The following is a 19274-nucleotide window of genomic DNA, read 5'->3' as shown; positions in this document are numbered from 1 at the left end:
GATGCCGGCGATCACGACGGTGATCAGAATCCGCGCCGGAGGCGCCGGCCGTCAGGTGCCGGCCCGAAACTCCTGGTGGCGTCGGAGGAGTTCCCGTAGTGCGCTGATCTCGGCAGCCAGCGCGGCCTGCCCCTGGCCCGTGATCCTGATCCAGGTCTTGGGCCTGCGCCCGTGGTAGCCCTTTTCGATCTCGATCAGGTCGGCCTCCTCAAGCACGGCGAGGTGTCGGGAGAGGTTGCCGGCGGTGAGTTCGAGTGCGTCGCGCAGGTAGGTGACCTCCACCCGCTCCGCCTCCGCCGCGATGGTGAGGATGCCGAGCCGGTTGCGTTGGTGGACGGTGTCGCTGAGCCCGTTCGTCGGGTGCCCGCCGTTACCGGTGCCGGCGGCTTCTGCGGCACTGCTCACGCCGACCTCTTGATCGGGTTGAGGAGGGAGATGGCGCCGCCGACGAGCAGGATCGGTGCGGGCAGCAGGGCCGCCACCAGGAAGCTGTGGCGGTTCAGGTCCCCCGGCTGGAAGTTCGCGGTCTGGAAGTAGATGTTCACGAGGACGACCGCCGCGGCGTAGACCGCCGCCACGACCGTCAGGCCACGGCTGCGTTCCAGTCGAGCCAGGACCAGTAGCCCCACCGCGATGACCAGATGCGGAAACATGCCGCGGTCGGAGATGCCCAGCAGCGGTGTTGTCACCCAACTGGTCCCGTTCGAGATCACCGTCGCCGTGTTGAGCAACAGGTACCGCAGCACGATCGGCAGCACGAGCCCGACCATCGTGCCCACGATGCCGGCGACGACGTACGGCCGAGCCGGTGTCTGGACGCCCACCCGCACACCATGCCACCGATACCACCCGAGGCTGAGCAGGTACCCGCCGATGAGCGCCACCAGCCAGTACCAGCCGAGAGCCGCCGAGCGTTCGAGGAAGTCCCCACCGAGGCCGGTCAGTGCGGGGTTGTCCTGCCCGACGCGCATGGCGAGCGGGTCGACCGACTCGACGTACAGGGGTGCGGCCAGCGCCATCAGGAGACCGAACAGCAGGAGTGGCAACCAGTAGGCGTTGCGGGCGGCCCGGGTACGCCGCTGGAGGGCGGTCACCGACGCCAGCAGCTCTCCGGGGGTGTGACCGCTGTTCGGCGCGGTGCTCGATCGGTCCGACACGGTGACCTCCAGGCTGCTCCACTGACGCTGCACTACCAATAGGTTTGCATCGCAAATCATTCTGCGCAAGAGTTCCTAGGGGATGACGACACCTGATGAGATCGACCGTGGTGGTTCCTGCGGAACCTCGGCACCGGCTAGGGTCCGGTTTGGAGGTGGTTCGTGTTCACCGAAGCCTTTCCGATCGTGACGACACCTGACCTGCCACGACTGATCGCGTTTTACCGGGACGTGGTCGGCTTCGAGCTGACCTACCGGTTCCCGGACGAGGGTGTCCCGGAGTTCGTGGCCCTCCGACTGGGCAGCAGCGAGCTCGGCCTGGCCGCCAACCCGGAGGCTGGCGAGCCGGCCGACTCGCACCGCTGGGAGTTGTGCGTCTACGCCGACGACTGCGACGCAGCCGTGGGCGCGCTGCGCACGGGTGGCGCGACGGTCACCGAGGAGCCGGTCGACCAGCCCTGGGGTGAACGCTCCGCGCGGGTCACCGACCCCGACGGCAACCGGTTGCTGGTGCTGTCCCGGCTCTAGACGACCGAGCGCGGTCATCGTCTCCAGAACAGGAGATGGGTGACTCCGCTGGGGCTGGGCACCGACTCGAGGTGGAAGCGGTCGAGCAGTTCGTCGGGGCTGTCCCACAAACGCTCGCCCCGCTCGAGGTCGACGGGCGCGACGGCGATGTGCATCGTGTCGACCAGGTCGGCCTCGATGAACTCGCGGATGGTCGCCACCCCACCACCGAGGCGTACGTCCCGACCGGCGGCTGCCTCCTTCGCCTGGGCCAGCGCCTCTGCCGGGCTGGCGTTGAGGAAGCGGAATGTGGTGTCGGGCAGCGTGAACGACGGGCGCTCGTGGTGGGTGAGCACGAAGACCGGCGTGTGGAAGGGCGGGTTGTCACCCCACCATCCCTGCCACTCGTGGTCCTCCCAGGGGCCACGCTGCGGGCCGAACTTGTTGCGACCCATGATCTCCGCGCCGATGTTGCACTCGGCGTCGCGGGTCAGGTAGTCGTCCAGGCCACGAGTGCCGCCCGGCTCGGTGCGATACACGAAGCTGGCGGTGGCGGCACGCCAGGAGAAGAACGGGGTGGGGTCCGCGTGACCGAAGGGCCGCTCCAGGCTCTGCCCTTCTCCGGTCCCGAACCCGTCGCGCGAAACATTGAAGCACTGCACCCGCAACAGTTGCGGCATGGTGTCTCCTACTTCCTTCGATGGGCCGGATCTCAGTTCGCGCCTACCGTCGGGCGCATCCGCTGCCCGGTCGTCGAGCACCAGCGGGGCGGCCTTGGTCATCGCGCCTGGCCCTCTCCTTGGGCGACACCCCGTCCGGGTGCCGCTCACCGAGGGGTCGGAGCCGGACGCGCTGCCCCTACCGGGACGAAGTGTGACCCGTGTCACCTGCATGGTCGGTCAGTTGCCACGTCCCGACGTGTTCCGGGTCGCGTGACCAGCACATCCGGGGCTTCTCTTCCGGGCGGGGGGTCCAGTCCCGGTAGGGCGCGAGGCTCACCCGCCAGGCGATCACCGTGAACACGTAGATGCCCGGGCCGACCAACCAGAGCAGGGCGTCGCGTCGCCGGTAGGAGGCGTGCGGCGCGAGCCACGCGGTCGCCGCCATCGGCACCGCGACCGCGCTGAGGTCAGCCAGCGGCCCGCGGCCGAACCGGGCCTCGACCACCTCGCGGACGATGAGGGACGGAACGACCACCCCGACCAGCAGCGCCACCGTGCGGATCGTGCGGACCCGGCGCGTCCGGCGATCCGGGGACACGCGGACAGCGGCTGCTTCGGTGGGCATCCCCGGAGGGTACGGGCTGGCAGCGGCGGTGGATCTACGACTTCCGGTCGGGAAGGTCGGGTGGTGATGGCGTCCCGGACGTGGGCGTGATGCTGGGGCGCGTGTGTCCGGCCCGGTTAGGGTGGCGATCATGCGCATTGGCATCGTGATCCTGCCGGACCAGCGGTGGACGGAGTCCCAGCGTCGCTGGCGGCAGGTCGACGAGTGGGGCTTCGACCACGCCTGGACGTACGACCACCTGGGTTGGCGTGACCTCGTCGACGGCCCGTGGTTCGACTCGATGGCCACGCTGACCGCCGCCGCCACGGTGACCTCGCGGATTCGGCTGGGCACCCTGGTGGCGTCGCCGAACTTCCGGCACCCGGCCGCGTTCGCCCGGCAGATCACCACGGTGGACGACGTCTCCGCCGGCCGGCTGCTGCTCGGCCTGGGCGCGGGCGGCATCGGCTTCGACTCGGCGGTGCTGGGCGGTGAGACGCTGCCACCGCGTCAGCGGGTCGACCGGTTCGCCGAGTTCACCGAGTTGTTGGACCTGATCCTGCGGGAGGACGGCACCACCTGGCGTGGCGACTGGTTCGCCGCCGTGGATGCCCGCAACAACCCGGGCTGTGTGCAGCAGCCCCGGGTGCCGTTCGTGGTGGCTGCCAACGGGCCACGGTCGATGCGGTTGGTGGCCCGCTTCGGGCAGGGGTGGGTGACCACCGGCACGGGTGACGACGACGACCTGGCGGGTTGGTGGGCCAGCGTGTCGGCGCTGTCCGCCCGGATGGACCGCGTCCTGGCCGAGGCGGGCCGTGATCCGGCCAGCCTGGACCGCTACCTCTCGCTGGACGCGGCGCCGGTCTTCTCGCTCAGCAGCGCACAGTTCTTCGCCGACCAGGTCGGCCGGGCCGCCGAACTGGGCTTCACCGATGTGGTGACGCACTGGCCGCGCGCCAGCAGTTGGTACGCCGGTGACGAGGCCGTCCTGGTGGACGTGGCGACGCGGTTGCTGCCACAACTACGCGGCTGACGTCGGCGCACCCGCCCGCCGGGTCAGGTGCCGAGGTCGCCGCTGGCCACACCGCCCTCGCCACCTGAGACCAGCCGGAAGCGGAGGCACACGATCGGGGTGTCGCCGTCGACCGGCGTGCCGAGCCGCGCCCAGTAGGCCGAGTGCCCGGCCCGCCACTCCTCGATCGAGCGGTCACCCTCGCCTTCGGCGTGGGCGAAGTCCCAGGGCACGTCGGCGAAGCGAACCACGTCGACGCCGGTGATCTCCACGACGCCGGCCAGCGCGTTGTCGTCGTCGACCAGGGCCAGGCGTTCGCCGACGTGCTCCAACTCCTCGCCCTCCTCCGCGTACTCGGCGAGCCGGCCGGCCGTCGCGGTCTTCACACCGGCCAGCACCAGCGTGTTGAGGGTTGCCCGCAACTCGCCGGGGGTGCCGAGGGCGAGGGCGCGCAGTTCACCGATCCGAGGCCACATCCTGCCGAGGCTAGGCCAGCACGGCCCGGACCGCCGCCGCAATACCCGTCGCCCCGCTCAGATCAGCTGACCTGCGTAGCCGGGTGCGGAGAGGAGCAGGTCGTCACCACTGGCCGCGTACGCGTCGAGGATCGCGTCGGCCAGCTTGACCACGTGCTCGTCGCCGTGTCGGGCCGCGCGGGCGAAGACCTCCGCCGGCGTCGCGGGGGTCACGATCGGTGGCGCGATGCCGTCGGCCGGGGCGTACACCGAGGTCATGGCCGCCGTCGCGGCCCAGGCCGCGGTGAGGCTCGGCGCCCACAGACCCCGGTCCAGTGCCGGCAGGGTACGCAGCACGGCGGTCGGCGCGGTGACCGCGTGCACCAGCATGACCGGCGCGGCGTGCCCGAAGCGCAGGTAGTCCAGGCCGGCCCGGTGCACCAGCGAGGTGAGCCCACGCTCCGCCTCGGCCGGGCTCCGCACGGGCCGCAGCGTCGCGAGAGCCGACCCCCATCGGGGTACGCCCGGCAACCGGTCCAGCCGATCCCGGACGCCCCCGGTCTGGTCGTCGATCCGGGGCAGCCCGGCCAGCGCGGCCTCCACGTCGATGTCGTCGGTGCCCGGCCCTCCCGTCTCGCTGGAGAGCAGTTGGTCGGTGCCGGGGATCGGCTGCCAGCGGGCCGCCCAGTAGCCGAGGGCCTGGCCCAACTCGGTGAGCCGCTGTCGGTTCCCGTCGTCCGGTTCGAGCGCGCGGACGGCGTGCCCGACCCGGATCACACCGTGCGTTGCGCCGGCGGCGATGCCCGGCAGCAGCCGGGGCCACCAGGTGCCGAGCACCGCACGCCACGGGTGTTCGCGCAGTTGCCGGTCGAAGTAGGCCAGCCAGTCACCGGCGCGCTTCGGGTCGCCCAGCGCCGACCGCCAGTCGTCGATCGGGTGCAGCCCCCGGGGCAGCTCGTCGAGGCGGCCGAGGTACTCGTCGAGCCAGCGGTGCACCCGGTGCGGGTGCCCGTGCCGGACCAACGCCTCGACGGCCATCGGCCCGTGGTTGGACAGCCAGCCCTGGTATTCCGGGCCGGTGCGGTGCAGCCGCTCGTACGCCTCGTCGAGAACTCCGTCGCTCATCCGCCGATCGTCGGTGCTGAACCTCGCTTCAGGTCAAGCCGGCAGATCCGCGGCGTCGATCAGGCCGGTGATCCGTAGCTCGGCCGCGACCTCGGGCGGGCAGTCCACGGCCACCACGGCGGTGCCCAACACCTCGGCACCGAGTGCGGCGCAGATGTCGTAGAGGGCGCGGAGCTGCGCGCCGGTACGCACCCAGTCGTCCACCACCAGCACCCGGTCGGCGGGGCCGAGGTGCCGGTCCCGTACGGCGAGGTCGACCCGTCGGCCCCGGTAGTCCGGTGGGCTCTGCGCCCAGGTGAGCGGCCCGGCCGGCAGTCGCCCGTCACCGGGTTTGTGGGCGGCCACGAAGCCGACGCCGAGGGCGGTGGCGGCCAACGGCCCGAGCAGCAGCCCGGTGACGGCCGGCGCGAGCACCACCGTGGGCCGGGCGGCCCGGTACGGCGCCACCAGGGCCGGTCCCAGTTCGGCCAGCACCGCCGGATCCCGCCACCAACCGGAGATGTCGCTGACCAGGTGACTCGTGCCGGGGCCGGGGTCGATCCACTGGAACAGGGCGGCCAGGCGTTCGGTCAGGTCGACGGGCATCCGCCCATCCTGCGGCACGGGCGGTGGGCGTGGCGGCACCCGGGCCACCCGGCCCACCCCGGGTCGGATGATCGGCTACACGTACCTGTGCAAATACGGGCATACCACCATGATCACGTTGACTTCGGAAGTGCTTCTCTCGTTACGGTCCGACCCGGTTTGTTCAGACGACGAAAGGACCGGGCCGGTGGCAGGCAAGCACTCCCGTACCCGCATCTTCTCCTCCCCGGCGGGCATCGTCGCCACCGCGGCGGTCGGCGTCGCCCTCGCCGTCGGGGGCACGGTCGGTGCCGTGCAGCTGACCTCCGGCTCCGACCAGTCGGCGCAGACAACGCTCGACCTCACCCCGACCACCGCCGCGAGCAGCCTCACCCCCAGCTCCCCGGCGTTCTCCCCGAGCGTCAGCGCCTCGCCGAGCGCGACCGCCAGCCCGTCGGCGACCCGGTCGCAGCAGGCCGCCTCCCGGGGCAAGGAGCGCACCGCGTCGCCGAAGCCGAAGCCGACCGCCAGGAAGACCACGGCCGCCGCGAAGGTGCTGGAGAGCGGCTCGTGCGGCGCCTCGTTCTACTCCGACGGGCAGCTCACCGCCAACGGCGAGTCGTTCAACCCCGACGCGCTGACCGCCGCGCACAAGACACTGCCGTTCAACACCAAGGTCCGGGTCACCAACCCGGCCAACGGCAAGTCGGTGACGGTGCGGATCAACGACCGCGGCCCGTTCATCGACGGTCGCTGCCTGGACCTCTCCCGGGCCGCGTTCGCCACCATCGCCTCGGTCGACATGGGCGCGCTCACCGTCCGCTACGAGGTCCTCGGCTGACCGGAACTGGCGACGCCGATTCGGCCGGCCGACTGGGCCGGCCGGACAGAACCTTCTCGGACGACGGGTCAGGTTCATTCACCGGTTCACGTGGATCAGGCAAACTGTCCCTCGTACCCACGCGACTCCTCCAGTCGGGCCGTCGCCCGCTGAGCCCCGGATCCCGCGCCGGCCTCGGCGCGGCCCTCGTTCTGCTCGCGATCGTGTCGGCGGTGGAGGCGGCGGACGGCCGGAAGGTGCACTACGTCGCGCTCCTGGCGGCCGCGCCGGTTCTCGCCGCCGCCCTGGCGTCCTGGCTGGTGGTTCTGGGGGTGGGCGTCGCGGCGACAGTGATCGGCGCCGGCTTCGCGCTGGTCGCGCCGAAGGTCTCGTTGGTCACCTCGGTCAACGTTGTCGCGGTCGCGCTCGCCACCGGGTTGGCGGTGGCGGTGGCGTGGGTTCGGCAGCGGCAGGCCGAGCGGATCGTCGAGCTGACCAAGCTCGCCTCGGTGGCCCAGCAGGCGGTGTTGCGCCCGCTCGGGCCGCAGGTCGGCACGCTCTCGGTCGCGGGACGCTACATCTCCTCCACCGCGACGGCCGAGATCGGCGGCGACCTGTACGAGGCGATCGACACGCCCTACGGCGTACGCATGATCATCGGTGACGTGCGCGGCAAGGGCCTGGACGCGGTCCGGCTGGCCAGCATCGTCCTCGGTTCCTACCGGCACGTGGCGTACGAGCGGGCCGACCTGCGGGCCGTCGTCGCCGACCTGGACCGCGCGGTGGCCCGCAACGTCGGCGACGAGGACTTCGTCACGGCGGCACTGGTCGAGGAGCGCGGCGGCACCCTCACGATCGTGAACTGTGGCCACCCCCCGCCGCTGTTGCTGCGCCGGGGTGCGGTGATCCCGCTGGAGCCGCCGGCTCCGGCGCCTCCGCTCGGGTTCATGCCGGTGGTCCGCCCCCGGGTCGAACGCCTGGAGCCCGGGGACCGGCTGCTGTTGTTCACCGACGGCCTCGGTGAGGCGCGGCGGGACGGGGAGTTCTTCCCGACCGCCGACCGGGCCTGGCGACTGCTCGGCCACGGCACGGTCGCCGACGGGCTTGCGTCGCTGGAGACCGCCCTGGTCGAGTGGGTCCACGGTCGGCTCGACGACGACATCGCGTTGGTTCTCATGGAGTACGTCGGTGCCCCTACCGGCGCGGCTGTGGCCGTCCCGAGCTGGGAGGTCGGCGCCGCCGAGAGCTGAACCGGCCGGCCGCGGCGCAGGTGTGTAATCGCCGTCACTTGGGTGATCCGCTTGTCGCTGCCTACCCGCGAGTAATACAGTCAGGGTTACTGATCGGTAACACCTGTCCGGAAGCGGGGCCAGCGAGCATGACCCACTACAAGAGCAACCTCCGGGATCTCGAGTTCAACCTGTTCGAGGTCTTCGGGGCGGACCGGGCGTTCGGCCAGGAGCCGTACTCGGATCTCGACACCGACACCGCCCGCAGCTTCCTCGCTGAGGTCGACCGCCTCGCCCGCGAGGACCTGGCCGCCAGCTACACGGACAGTGACCGCAATCCGCCGGTCTTCGACCCGGCGACGCATACCGCGCCGCTGCCGGAGTCGTTCAAGAAGTCCTACCAGGCATTCATGGACTCCGAGTTCTGGCGCCTGGACCTGCCGCCGGAACTGGGCGGCACCAATGCGCCCCGCGCCCTCTGGTGGGCGCTCGCCGAGCTGGTGCTCGGCTCGAACGCGCCGGTCTGGATGTACGCCTCCGGCCCGTCCTTCGCGCACGTGCTGCACGTCGAGGGCAACGAGCGGCAGAAGCGGTGGGCCAAGCTCTTCATCGACAAGCAGTGGGGCTCCACGATGGTGCTCACCGAGCCGGATGCCGGCTCGGACGTGGGCGCGGGCCGCACCCGGGCGATCCAGCAGCCCGACGGCAGTTGGCACATCGAGGGTGTGAAGCGCTTCATCACCTCGGGTGAGCACGACCTGAGCGACAACATCGTGCACTACGTGCTGGCCCGCCCGGTCGGCGTGGAGGGTGTCGGTGGCCCCGGCACCAAGGGCCTGTCGCTCTTCGTGGTGCCGAAGTTCCACTTCGACGAGACCACCGGCGAGCTGGGCGAGCGCAACGGCGTCTACGCCACCAACGTCGAGCACAAGATGGGCCTGAAGGTCTCCAACACCTGCGAGGTGACCTTCGGCGAGCACGGCGTACCGGCCAAGGGGTGGCTGCTGGGCGACCGGCACGACGGCATCCGGCAGATGTTCATGATCATCGAGTACGCCCGGATGATGGTCGGCACCAAGGCCATCGCCACCCTCTCCACCGGCTACCTCAACGCCCTCGAGTACGCGAAGAACCGGGTGCAGGGCGCCGACCTGATCCAGCAGGCCGACAAGACCGCCCCCCGGGTCACCATCACCCACCACCCGGACGTGCGTCGTTCGCTGCTGCTGCAGAAGTCGTACGCCGAGGGTCTTCGTGCTCTTGTCCTCTACACCGCCACCTGGCAGGACAAGGTCGCGCTGGCCGAGGCCGCCGGCGACGAGAAGGCCACCAAGCTGGCCAAGCGGGTCAACGACCTGCTGCTGCCGCTGGTCAAGGGCGTCGGTTCGGAGCGGGCGTACGAGATGCTCGGGCACGAGGCCCTGCAGACCTTCGGCGGCTCCGGGTTCCTTCAGGACTACCCGCTGGAGCAGTACGTCCGCGACGCCAAGATCGACACTCTGTACGAGGGCACCACCGCCATCCAGAGCCTCGACCTGATCTTCCGCAAGATCGTTCGGGACAACGGCAGGGCCCTGCTCGCGGTCTCCGGTGAGATCCAGGAGTTCATCTCCTCCGAGGCGGGCAACGGCCAGCTCAAGGAGGAGCGGCAGGCGCTCGGCAAGGCGCTGGCCGAGATCCAGAACATCCTCGGCGTGCTGACCGGCTGGCTGGGCGAGGCACAGGGCGGCGACACCCGAGCGCTCTACAAGGTCGGGCTCAGCAGCCGGCGGTTCCTGCTGGCGATCGGCGACCTGGTGGTCGGCTGGCTGCTGCAGCGGCAGGCCGACGTGGCGCTGAAGGCGCTGGCCAACGAGGTCTCCGCCACCGACAAGGCGTTCTACACCGGCAAGGTGGCCGCCGCCCGCTTCTTCGCCCGTGAGGTGCTGCCCCGCATCGGCGCCGACCGGCGGATCATCGAGGGTGCCGACCTCGACATCATGGACCTCCCGGAGGAGGCGTTCTAAGCGTGCCGCGGCACGTTTGACGGTTCCGGGTCGCACCACCCGGCACCGCACCGGCCGGTGGGGCTTCCGCCCCGCCGGCCGTCGCCGTCTCACCCCGGCCGCGGGCACGTATTGGCCGAGCCCGGCCGGGTATGCCGCTGGTGTGGCGGGTAACCGTCGCGTGACCTCGAAAGGGAACGCCCAGAGCCACCGCACGGGGGAGTGCAGCGCACATGGGTGTAGGAAGCGGCATTTTTCTCATCGCGATCGGCGCGATTCTGACCTTCGCGCTCAGAGCCAACGTCTGGTGGATCGACGTACGCGCGGTCGGCTGGGTGTTCATCCTCGCCGGGCTGGCCGTACTGCTGACCACCGTCTGGTTCTGGCAGGACCGGCGCAAGCGGGCCCGAACCCTCATCGTGGAGGAGAACCGGCTGTCTCATCCGACGGCGATGATGCCGCCGCCGCCGGACCCGCCGCCGCCGACCGCGCCGCCGTCCTGATTTCCGGACCACCTGGACGCGTACCCCTGAGCCACCCGCCGATCGTCGGCGGGTGGCTCAGTCGCGTGCGGTGTGTCGGGCCGTGAGCGGCGCTCCCGCCCTACTCAGGTCCGCCCAGCCGAGCGGGCAGCGGTGCACCGCCAGTTCGGCGGTGCGCAACCCCTCAGCGTCGACACCCTCGGGGTCGAGGAGTGCGGAGAGCAGCGATATGCCCGGGTTGTGGGCAATGAGCAGCGCCGTGCGGGCCGTCGGGTCCACCGTGCGGACCAGCGACAACAACTCCTCGGGATGCGCGTCGTACGCGCCCGGCTCATAACGGACGGTCGGGCGAGGACCGGTCGGCCCACCCTCCGGCGGCGAACCCGTCATGCCCATCGCCACCCCGTGCCAGGTCTGCCGGGTGCGTCGGGCCGTCGAGCAGATCACCACGTCGGGCAGCAGCCCATGGTGCGCCAACCAGGCCCCAGCCGCAGCCGCGTCGGCGTTGCCGCGTGCGCTCAGCGGCCGCTCGGCGTCGTCCGCCGCATCGCTGCCCTGCTCGGCCTTCGCGTGCCGCAGCAACACCAGTGTGCGTGTGTCGGGGTCGGCGTCCGTCATGCCCCCAGCTTGCCCGATTGGCGATCTCCGTGCCGGGGTAAGTCGATGGATGCCGCACCCCTACCGACGGCCGCGGCGCGACGTACGCCAGGTTAGAGCCGAGGAGCGAGACATGGGCATTGGTGGCAGCATCTTCTTGATCGCGTTAGGCGCGATCTTCGCGTTCGCAGTGGAAGCCGACCTGGGCTGGCTGGACCTGGCCGTGGTCGGCTGGGTGCTGATGCTCGCCGGTGTCGCCGGCCTGCTCGCCACCCTCTACTTCTGGAGCAGCCGCCGCCGCACGGTGGTCGCCGCGCCGGTACGCGAGGAGCGCGTGGTGGCCGACCGGGTCGTGCCGGTCCAGGACGACCAGGTCATGCGGGAGTACCGCGAGGTGCGTCGGCCGGGCCGACCGGTCTGATCCTGGCCCGCACACTCCTGGGCCCCGCAGCGTCGCGGGGCCCCGGCTCGCGTCTGTACCCAGCGTGCGTGCGCGGAGTGACCGCCGCCACCCCTGCCAAGATCTGCACGCTTTCGGGCAAACTGCTGCCTGAGGCAGCGGACGGAGATCGTGCTCGATCCAGGAAGTAGTGGTCTCGGGTGCGAGCGAGGCCACTACATCCTTGATTGAGCACGATCATGGCGGCTGCCGCCGTGGCGTTTCGGGCCGCGCCCGCGCCCCGGCCGGTTGGGTCAGGCGAACAGTGCGAAGTAGATCGCGATGTGGTGACAGAGCGCCGCCAGCAGCGTGCAGGCGTGGAAGAACTCGTGGTGGCCGAAGACGGTCGGCCACGGATTGGGCCGGCGCAACGCGTAGAAGACCGCGCCGATGCTGTAGATCGCGCCGCCGGCGATCAGCAGCACCAGCGCCGCGACGCCGCCCCCGTGCAGGATCTCCGGCAGCATGGCCACCGCCACCCAGCCCAGCGCCAGATAGAGCGGCGCCGACACCCAGCGTGGCGCGTGCGGCCAGATCACCTTGACCGCCACGCCGGCCAGGGCGCCGCCCCAGACCAGGGCCAGCATCACGGTGGCCGGCCGGGGTGCGAGCAGCATCGCGCAGAGCGGTGAGTACGTGCCGGCAATGAACACGAAGATCATCGAGTGGTCCATCCGGCGCATCACCTGGTAGCCACGCTCTGACCACACACGACGGTGGTACAGCGCGCTCGTGCCGAAGAGCCCGCAGACCGTCAGGCTGTAGATGAGGCAGCTCACCAGGGGTGCCCACCCGGGCCGGGTGGCGGCGATCGAGCAGAGCACGATGCCGCAGACCAGGGCGACGAAGAAGGCGTACGTGTGTAGCCAGCCGCGCATCCGGGGCTTACCGATGTCGACCGGCTTCAGGCGAAGCGGGGCGGAGGTGGTCACCCAGTCAGGTTACGGCACCGTAGGTTACTTGCAAGTAGTGGCGTTGGTGACACCTGGCACCGTCACCGTGAACAACGGATCGGCACAACATCGGCGAGGATGAGCGGATGCGGATCCGACCCGTCGGGGCGCACGCCCTGCTACTCGACTGCACCGCCCCCACCGACATCGCCGAGGCCGGGTCCGACATCCCCGAGGCCGCGATGGTCGAAGCGTGGCGGGCCGAACTGTGGCGGCGTCGGGAGCGGGGCGACCTGGTCGCCGTCGAGATCGTGCCGGCGGCCCGGACCGTCCTGCTCGACGGCCTGCCCGACCCGACCACCACGGCCGAGCAGCTGACCCGATGGGCACCCGTCGTCGCCCCCGCGACCACCCGCCCCAACCAAGCCAACGCCAACGTCGACGAGGCGGCGGACGTGGTCGTACCGGTCTGCTTTGACGGGCCGGACCTGCCGGCGGTGGCGGGGCACTGGGGCGTGGACGTGCCGGCGGTGCGGCACCGGTTGACAAGCACCCGCTTCCGGGTCGCCTTCTGCGGTTTCGCCCCCGGTTTTCCCTACCTGACCGGGCTGCCCACCGAGTTGGCGCTGCCCCGGCTGGCCACGCCCCGTCCCCGGGTGCCGGCCGGCTCGGTCGCGCTGGCCGGCCCGTACGCCGGCATCTACCCGGGCGCGTCGCCGGGCGGCTGGCTGCTGGTCGGCCGGACCGACCTGGTGCTGTTCGACGTGGCCGCCGACCCGCCGGCCCGACTCGGTCCGGGCACCACGGTCCGGATGGTGGCGGCGTGACCCACCCGGGCGCCATCGAGGTGCTCCGGGCCGGAGCGCTCACCACCGTGCAGGACCTGGGCCGGCCCGGCTGGGCACATCTGGGCGTACCCCGGTCCGGTGCCCTCGACCCGGCCGCCCTGCGGCTGGCCAACCGACTGGTCGGAAACCCGGAGCACGCGGCCGGCCTGGAGATCACCCTGACCGGCTGCACCCTGCGGCTGACCCGGGCCAGCACGGTGGCGGTCACCGGCGCCGAGGTCCCGGTCCAGGCGGGCGTTCGGCCCGGTGACACCGGACGCCCGCTCAGCGTGCCGGCCGGGACGGTGCTGCGGATCGGTCCGGCCCGACGGGGCGTACGGAGTTGGCTGGCGGTGGCGGGCGGCATCGACGTGGCACCGGTGCTCGGCAGCCGGGCCACCGACACCCTCTCCGGGCTCGGCCCACCTCCGATGCGGGATGGTGACCTGCTGCCGCTCGGTGATCCGGTCGGCACCCCCGCACCGGTGGACCTGACCGTGTGCCCCACGCCGCCCGAAGAGCTGCACCTGACGTTGGGCCCCGGCCCTCGCGAGGACTGGTTCACGCCGACCGCGTTCGACCGGCTCTTCGGCAGCGCGTACACCATCAGCCCGGTGAGCAACCGGGTCGGCGCGCGGCTCGCCGGCGCGGCGCTGCCCCGCGCGGTCGCCGGCGAACTCCCCAGCGAGGGCATCGTCCTCGGCGCGGTGCAGGTGCCGGCGGACGGACAACCCCTGATCTTCCTCGCCGACCATCCGACCACCGGTGGATACCCGGTCATCGGGGTGGTCACCGACGTGACCCCGCTCGCGCAGGCCCGGCCAGGTACTACCGTCAGATTCCATGGACCTCAACGCTGACCTGGGCGAGGGATTCGGCATCTGGCGACTCGGCGACGACGAGGCGCTGCTGAGCCTCGTCACCTCCGCCAACGTCGCCTGCGGCTTCCACGGCGGCGACCCGTCCACCATGCGGCGGGTCTGCGAGGGCGCCGCGCGACGCGGGGTCGCGGTGGGCGCGCAGGTCGGCTACCGGGACCTGGCCGGCTTCGGCCGGCGGCACATCGCGTACGACTTCGCCGAGCTACGCGACGAGGTGACCTACCAGTTGGGAGCGCTGGACGCGTTCTGCCGGCTGTTCCGCACCCGGGTCCGCTACCTGAAGCCGCACGGCGCGCTCTACCACACGGCCAGCACCGACGAGTCCCAGGCAGCGGCGGTGGTCGCCGCCGTCAGCGCTTACGACCCCGAGCTGCCCGTGCTCTGCCTGCCCGGCTCGACGCTCGCCCAACTCGCCGTCGGCGCGGGCCTGCCGGTGGTCGCCGAGGCCTTCGCCGACCGCGCCTACCTGCCCAACGGGGCGCTGGTGCCGCGCGGCACCCCCGGCGCGGTGATCACCGACCCCGAGCAGGTGGCCGAACGGGCGGCGCGGATGGCCACCGAACGCAGCGTGGTGGCGGTCGACGGCACCGTCATCCCCTGCTCGGTCGACTCGATCTGCGTGCACGGCGACACCCCGGGCGCGGTCTCCGCCGCCGAACTCGTCCGCGCCACCCTGATCGACGCCGACATCACCCTGGCCCCGTTCGCCTGACCGGAGGGGCGCAGCGGGCCCCTCCGATCGGATCAGGCGTCCAGGCCGCGAAGCACCAGCGGCAGCCGGGTCACCGCGCCGTCGACCACCCGGACCGGTACGCCCCAGTCCTGCCGGGTCAGGTGGCACGCCGCGTGCTCGACGTCCGCGTCACAGGTCGCCGCCTGGGCAGTCACCTGGAGCACCCCCGCGGTGACCTCACCGTTGAGCACCAGCCGGCGGGACAGCTCGGTGCCCGTGCCGGCACCGTCCACCAGCAGCTCGGGCGGGGACGCGGAGACCACCAACCTGGTCGACGGCCCGTACGTCTCGTCCAGCTTCTGCCCCGGCGCCGGGGTGAAGACGATGTCCAGCGTGACCTCACCGGCCGCGACGTCGGTCGGCTTGCGTTCGGTGCGGTGCCGAGGCCCGTCCACGGTGCTGGCACCCGCCGCCGAAAGGGCACCGGGCGCGAGCCGGGTCAACCGGTGCGCGGCGGACTCCACCACCAGCACCTCACCGGACGGGGTGAGCACCAGGTCGCTCGGCTCCGCCAACCCGTCGGCGACGGTGGAAACCTGGTTGCTGGCCGGGTCGAAGCGGCGCACCGCGCCGTTGTACGTGTCCGCGATCAGCACCGAGCCGTCCGGCAGCGCGCACACGCCCAGCGGGTGCTGGAGCAGCGCAGTCTCCGCCGGACCGTCCACGTGCCCGAAGTCGAACAGGCCCTGCCCGACGGCGGTGCCCAGCACGCCGTTCTCGACGTACCGGATCGAGCTGGTCTCGCTGTCGGCCACCCAGAGCCGGGTGCCGTCGGCGGACGTGGAGAGCCCGGACGGCTGGGCCATCCACGCCTCGGCCAGCGGGCCGTCGCGCAGCGCCTCCACCGTGGTGCCGGCGTACATGCCGGCGGTCCGCTTGATCGGGTCGAACCACCAGAGCTGGTGGATACCGGCCATCGCGATGATCAGCTTGTCGTCGTACCAGGCCAGGTCCCACGGGGACGAGAGGTCGACGGCGAACGCGTCGTGGGCGTGGTCGTCGACCTCAGCGCGCCACTGCCGCCCACTGCCGGCCACGGTGACCACCTCACCGGACTCCAGCCGTACGCCGCGCAGCAGGTGGTTGACCGTGTCGGCCACCACCAGGTCGTAGCCGGCCACCTCGGCGACATGCGTGGGCAGCAGGCACACCCCCTGCGGCTCGGAGAACGTCGCCGCGGCGGCCGGCCCGTCCGCCCGGCCCCGCTCACCCGAGCCGATCCGACGCACCGGCGTCTCGCCGTCCGGCTCGATCTCGACCAGGGAGTGCCGGGCCGAGTCCGAGACCAGCAGGTTGCCGTTCGGCAGCAGCGCCGCCTTACCCGGGAAGCGCAGCGCGGTCTCCGGTGCCGGCGGCGGGACGTACGGGCCGTTGCCCCGGTGCAGGGTGCCCTTGGCCTCGTGGGTGGCGACCAGCTCGTCGATCAGTCGGGCCAGCCCCTCGGCGTGCCCCTCGCCGGCCATGGTGGCCACCACGTAACCCTCGGGGTCGATCACCGACAGGGTCGGCCAGGCCCGGGCCGCGTACTGCTGCCACATGTCCAGCTCAGGATCGTCGAGTACGGGGTGGTGCACCCCGTACCGCTCAACGGCGGCGGCGAGCGCGTCGGCGTCCTTCTCGTGCTCGAACTTCGGCGAGTGCACGCCGATCACGACGAGCACGTCGCCGTACTTCTCCTCCAGCGGGCGCAGCTCGTCGAGCACGTGCAGGCAGTTGATACAGCAGAACGTCCAAAAATCCGCGATGACGATCTTGCCGCGAAGGTCGGCGAGCTTGAGGTCGCGTCCACCTGTGTTCAGCCAGCCCCGACCGCGCAGTTCGGGAGCCCGTACTCGTGCGCTCATGCACCCATCGTGCCTGACCATCGGGCCGCGCCCGGCCGGAGGGGGCGAGATCTGGTTGTCGCCGACACCACCTGCGGGTACGACGACGGCGGGGCCACGGTTGCCCGTGACCCCGCCGTCGGTGGAGCTACTTCGTGGCCGGCTTCAGGCAGAGCACCCGGTTGGTGCCCTCACCCGGCAGCACCACGTGGGGCTGCGTCGTGTCGGCGCACTTCTCCTTGGCGTCCACCTTCGAGACGATCGTGAACGCGCCCGCCTCACCGCAGTCCGCCGCCGAGGCGCCGCCCTGCCCGGACTGCTTCACGCAGGTGCCGACCGCCGGGTCGAAGGCCGGCGTGTCGTCCCCGCCGACCTTGCCGAGCAGCAGCAGCAAGCCGAGCGGCACCGCCAGGATGAGCACCGCGGCGATCAGCACCGCGGCCAGCACCCGGCCGTTGCGTACCTTCGGCGTCGGTGGTTCCACCTTCGGCGCGTCGGCGTCCGGCTTGAACGCGTCGAACCGGCCCTGGTCCGACTGGCCGGCCTCCTGGCCCCAGGACGGCGCGGGGTGCGACGGTGGCGGGAATGACGGCGGGAAGCCGCCGCCCGGCACCGGTTCGGTCGCCGGCCCGCCGAAGCCCGGCGCGCCGGAGCCCGGGCCACCGAAGTTCGGCGCACCGAAGGTTGCCGCCCCGTTCACGGTGCCAGCACCGGCGGCAGGCGACCCGGGTCCGCCGAACTGGTCCGCCGGCGGCTCGGCACCGGCGTGCGGCCGGGTGCCGTTCACCGGCCTGTTGTTGCCCGGGGCGTCGACGAAGGACGGCACACCGGGTGGGAACGCCGGCGGCGCCGACGGAGCCTCGTTGAACGCGTTCGGTGCGGGCTGCCGCTCGTCGAAGCGCGGATCGGCCGGGGAATCGCCGCCCCAGCCGGGCCAAACCGGCCGCTGCGCCTCGTTCTGCCAGTCGGGCGCGGCCTGCTGCCGTTGCCCCTCGTTCTGCCAGTCGGGGGCGATCTGCCGCTGCCCCTCGTTCTGCCAGTCGGGCGCGGCCTGCCGCGGCGCATCGTTCTGCCACTCCGGAGCACCCTGGCGGTCGGCGCCCGGGTCGCCCTGGAACGCCTCCGGCTCCGGCTCGGCCTCCGGCTCCGGTCGAGCCGGACGGCCGTACACCCGGGGTTGCGGGCTGGCCGTGCCGGTCGGTCGGATGGCCTGGTCGGTCGGGGGCATCACCCGGCTGGCCAGCGGCACCGATGCGCTCGCCGTGGCCCGGGCCGCCGCGCCGGCTGCCGACTCGGCGTCCGGCACCGGTACGACCGCGCGGCCCGCTCCGGACTCCGGAGAGGTGCGCGGGGCGGGCACCACCGCGCCGCTCGCCGAGACGTCCTCGGGGCGGCCGCCGTACTGCGCGGCGGCGTCCGGGGTCTCCCGCTCGGCGTAGGCGGGCTGCTCGGGGATCGGCGCGAACTGGGCCTGCTGCGGGTAGTCGGCCGGCGGGACGGCGGCCAGGCTCGCACCCGGGACGCGCTGCTCCTGCGGAGGCAACGGCACCGCGTTTGCCGGCGAGATGCCCGGCGCGGGCCCGGGCTGGTAGGCCGGTGCCTCGTCGCCCCGGTCCGCCTCCCAACCGCCACGGGACTGGGCGGAAGCTTCGGCCTCCGCGCGACCCCACACCTCACCGGGCGCCCACGGCTCGACCTCCGCCACGCCGCCCGAGTTGCCCTGGGCGGCGTTGTCCGGGCCGGCGGCCCAGTTGGGCGCGCCGTCGCTGGTGGGCACGCTGGCGCTGGCACGGGCGGGGAGGTTGTTCGGCTCTGCGGGGGTCCACCCCGACTGCTCCGGCCGCTCGGTCGGCTGCTCCGGCTGGGAGAGCACCCAGTCGGGCTGCTGCGGGCGGCCCTCGTTGCCGCCCCAGGCGGCCGGCTGCGCGGGCTGGTCCTGCCGCGCGTCGCTGCCCTCGTTCCACCCTGCGGGCTGCGCCTGCTGCTGCTGTGCGGCCCAACCGCCGGAGTGGGCCGGGTCGTCCTGCGCGGGCCAGGTCGTCGTCGGGGCCGGGACCTGGGCGGCGCCACGGGCCGCGTTCGGCTGGGCGGCCTGACCCCAGCCGGGGGCGGGCTGCTCGGTCGCCTCGGCGGCCTGACCCCAGGCCGGTGGCGACTGTTCCGCCGGCGTCCACACCGGCTGGTCGTCCTGGGCGCCGCCGCCGGCGGGCCAGCCACCTTTGCCGGCGGCCTGGTCCTGCTGAGCGCCGCCGGACCAGCCGGCGGCCTGCGGTGAGTCGGATTGCGGAGACTCGGCCCCGCGCCAGTCGGCGGCGGGCGGGTTGGCCTGCGCCGCCGACGCCCCAGCCGCTGGCCGGGTCCTCCTGGGCGGGCCAGGCGGCGGTGGCCGGGGGAACCTGCGCGGCGCCCCGCGCGGCCGGCTGGGCCTGCACCCAGTCCGGCTGCTCAGCGGGGGCGTTCGGGGTCCAGGTCGGCGCGG

21 protein-coding genes are annotated in these 19274 nt (G+C 72.3%); 10 read left to right on the top strand and 11 right to left on the bottom strand.

The features are described 5' to 3' along the window. Nucleotides 1-51: 51 nt before the first annotated feature. On the bottom strand, nt 52-405 hold the full coding sequence (locus PSH25_RS00880; protein WP_238657112.1) for a transcriptional regulator: 354 nt from the start codon (nt 403-405) through the stop codon (nt 52-54). Next, nucleotides 402-1157 carry a hypothetical protein gene (locus tag PSH25_RS00875; protein WP_238657111.1) on the bottom strand — a complete coding sequence of 252 codons (756 nt, stop codon included), beginning with the start codon at nt 1155-1157 and terminating at the stop codon, nt 402-404. Before PSH25_RS00875 ends, PSH25_RS00880 begins: the two co-directional genes overlap by 4 nt. Before the next feature lie 186 nt (nt 1158-1343). Between PSH25_RS00875 and PSH25_RS00870 the strand changes: the two genes are divergently transcribed. Then, entirely contained in the window at nt 1344-1685 is a 342-nt protein-coding gene (locus PSH25_RS00870; protein WP_238657110.1) for a VOC family protein, read from the top strand. 14 nt (nt 1686-1699) lie between these two features. Here the strand turns inward: PSH25_RS00870 and PSH25_RS00865 are convergent, their stop codons facing one another. Beyond that, entirely contained in the window at nt 1700-2344 is a 645-nt protein-coding gene (locus tag PSH25_RS00865) for a dihydrofolate reductase family protein (protein ID WP_238657109.1), read from the bottom strand. A 178-nt stretch (nt 2345-2522) separates the two neighbouring features. Next, on the bottom strand, nt 2523-2951 hold the full coding sequence (locus PSH25_RS00860) for a hypothetical protein (RefSeq protein ID WP_238657108.1): 429 nt from the start codon (nt 2949-2951) through the stop codon (nt 2523-2525). Nucleotides 2952-3081: 130 nt separating this feature from the next. On the opposite strand from PSH25_RS00860, the gene PSH25_RS00855 reads away from it, so the two are divergent. After that, the gene (locus tag PSH25_RS00855) at nt 3082-3963 is read left to right on the top strand and encodes an LLM class flavin-dependent oxidoreductase (protein WP_238657107.1); all 882 of its coding nucleotides are present in this window, start codon (nt 3082-3084) and stop codon (nt 3961-3963) included. A 23-nt stretch (nt 3964-3986) separates the two neighbouring features. On the opposite strand, the gene PSH25_RS00850 is transcribed toward PSH25_RS00855, so the two are convergent. Genes PSH25_RS00850 through PSH25_RS00840 form a run of 3 tightly spaced genes read right to left on the bottom strand, consistent with a single transcriptional unit; the run spans nt 3987 to nt 6107 of the window. Then, complete coding sequence (locus tag PSH25_RS00850) at nt 3987-4418, bottom strand: ASCH domain-containing protein (RefSeq protein WP_238657106.1); 432 nt, start codon at nt 4416-4418, stop codon at nt 3987-3989. A gap of 57 nt (nt 4419-4475) precedes the next feature. After that, a complete protein-coding gene (locus tag PSH25_RS00845; RefSeq protein ID WP_238657105.1) occupies nt 4476-5522 on the bottom strand; it encodes a questin oxidase family protein in 1047 nt (348 codons plus the stop codon). Between the two features lie 33 nt (nt 5523-5555). Beyond that, nucleotides 5556-6107, bottom strand: a complete 552-nt coding sequence (locus PSH25_RS00840; protein WP_238657104.1) for a phosphoribosyltransferase family protein — start codon at nt 6105-6107, stop codon at nt 5556-5558. 187 nt (nt 6108-6294) lie between these two features. Between PSH25_RS00840 and PSH25_RS00835 the strand changes: the two genes are divergently transcribed. From PSH25_RS00835 to PSH25_RS00820, 4 genes are all read left to right on the top strand, one after another. After that, nucleotides 6295-6927, top strand: coding sequence for a septal ring lytic transglycosylase RlpA family protein (locus tag PSH25_RS00835; RefSeq protein ID WP_238657103.1), 633 nt, complete (start codon nt 6295-6297; stop codon nt 6925-6927). A 104-nt stretch (nt 6928-7031) separates the two neighbouring features. Then, nucleotides 7032-8156 (top strand): PP2C family protein-serine/threonine phosphatase, encoded by a 1125-nt coding sequence (locus tag PSH25_RS00830; protein ID WP_238657118.1) that lies wholly within the window; start codon nt 7032-7034, stop codon nt 8154-8156. Between the two features lie 128 nt (nt 8157-8284). After that, a complete protein-coding gene (locus PSH25_RS00825; protein ID WP_238657102.1) occupies nt 8285-10141 on the top strand; it encodes an acyl-CoA dehydrogenase in 1857 nt (618 codons plus the stop codon). Between the two features lie 212 nt (nt 10142-10353). Next, a complete protein-coding gene (locus tag PSH25_RS00820; RefSeq protein WP_030487564.1) occupies nt 10354-10623 on the top strand; it encodes a DUF6458 family protein in 270 nt (89 codons plus the stop codon). A 57-nt stretch (nt 10624-10680) separates the two neighbouring features. Here PSH25_RS00820 and PSH25_RS00815 read toward each other — a convergent pair whose 3' ends face one another. After that, nucleotides 10681-11220, bottom strand: coding sequence for a SixA phosphatase family protein (locus tag PSH25_RS00815; protein ID WP_238657101.1), 540 nt, complete (start codon nt 11218-11220; stop codon nt 10681-10683). Between the two features lie 112 nt (nt 11221-11332). Here PSH25_RS00815 and PSH25_RS00810 point away from each other — a divergent pair, with 112 nt between their 5' ends. Beyond that, nucleotides 11333-11620, top strand: a complete 288-nt coding sequence (locus tag PSH25_RS00810) for a DUF6458 family protein (RefSeq protein WP_238657100.1) — start codon at nt 11333-11335, stop codon at nt 11618-11620. 272 nt (nt 11621-11892) lie between these two features. Here PSH25_RS00810 and trhA read toward each other — a convergent pair whose 3' ends face one another. Then, nucleotides 11893-12570, bottom strand: coding sequence for a PAQR family membrane homeostasis protein TrhA (gene trhA, locus PSH25_RS00805; RefSeq protein ID WP_238657099.1), 678 nt, complete (start codon nt 12568-12570; stop codon nt 11893-11895). A gap of 107 nt (nt 12571-12677) precedes the next feature. On the opposite strand from trhA, the gene PSH25_RS00800 reads away from it, so the two are divergent. From PSH25_RS00800 to PSH25_RS00790, 3 genes are read left to right on the top strand one after another with little or no spacing between them, the layout of a single operon-like run. Then, nucleotides 12678-13358 (top strand): 5-oxoprolinase subunit B family protein, encoded by a 681-nt coding sequence (locus PSH25_RS00800; protein WP_238657098.1) that lies wholly within the window; start codon nt 12678-12680, stop codon nt 13356-13358. Further along, the gene (locus tag PSH25_RS00795; protein ID WP_372492688.1) at nt 13256-14218 is read left to right on the top strand and encodes a 5-oxoprolinase subunit C family protein; all 963 of its coding nucleotides are present in this window, start codon (nt 13256-13258) and stop codon (nt 14216-14218) included. The genes PSH25_RS00800 and PSH25_RS00795 overlap by 103 nt, the downstream gene beginning before the upstream one ends. Beyond that, entirely contained in the window at nt 14202-14951 is a 750-nt protein-coding gene (locus PSH25_RS00790; protein ID WP_238657096.1) for a LamB/YcsF family protein, read from the top strand. The genes PSH25_RS00795 and PSH25_RS00790 overlap by 17 nt, the downstream gene beginning before the upstream one ends. A gap of 32 nt (nt 14952-14983) precedes the next feature. Here the strand turns inward: PSH25_RS00790 and PSH25_RS00785 are convergent, their stop codons facing one another. Then, nucleotides 14984-16816, bottom strand: coding sequence for an NHL domain-containing thioredoxin family protein (locus PSH25_RS00785; RefSeq protein WP_238657095.1), 1833 nt, complete (start codon nt 16814-16816; stop codon nt 14984-14986). Nucleotides 16817-16943: 127 nt separating this feature from the next. Next, a complete protein-coding gene (locus PSH25_RS00780; RefSeq protein ID WP_238657094.1) occupies nt 16944-18971 on the bottom strand; it encodes an LppU/SCO3897 family protein in 2028 nt (675 codons plus the stop codon). Nucleotides 18972-19274: the final 303 nt, after the last annotated feature.

The organism is Micromonospora foliorum (assembly GCF_022229015.1).
Lineage (GTDB): Bacteria > Actinomycetota > Actinomycetes > Mycobacteriales > Micromonosporaceae > Micromonospora > Micromonospora foliorum.
Note: the sequence above shows the minus strand (reverse complement) of the source record. Positions and strands in the feature narration are given on the sequence as shown.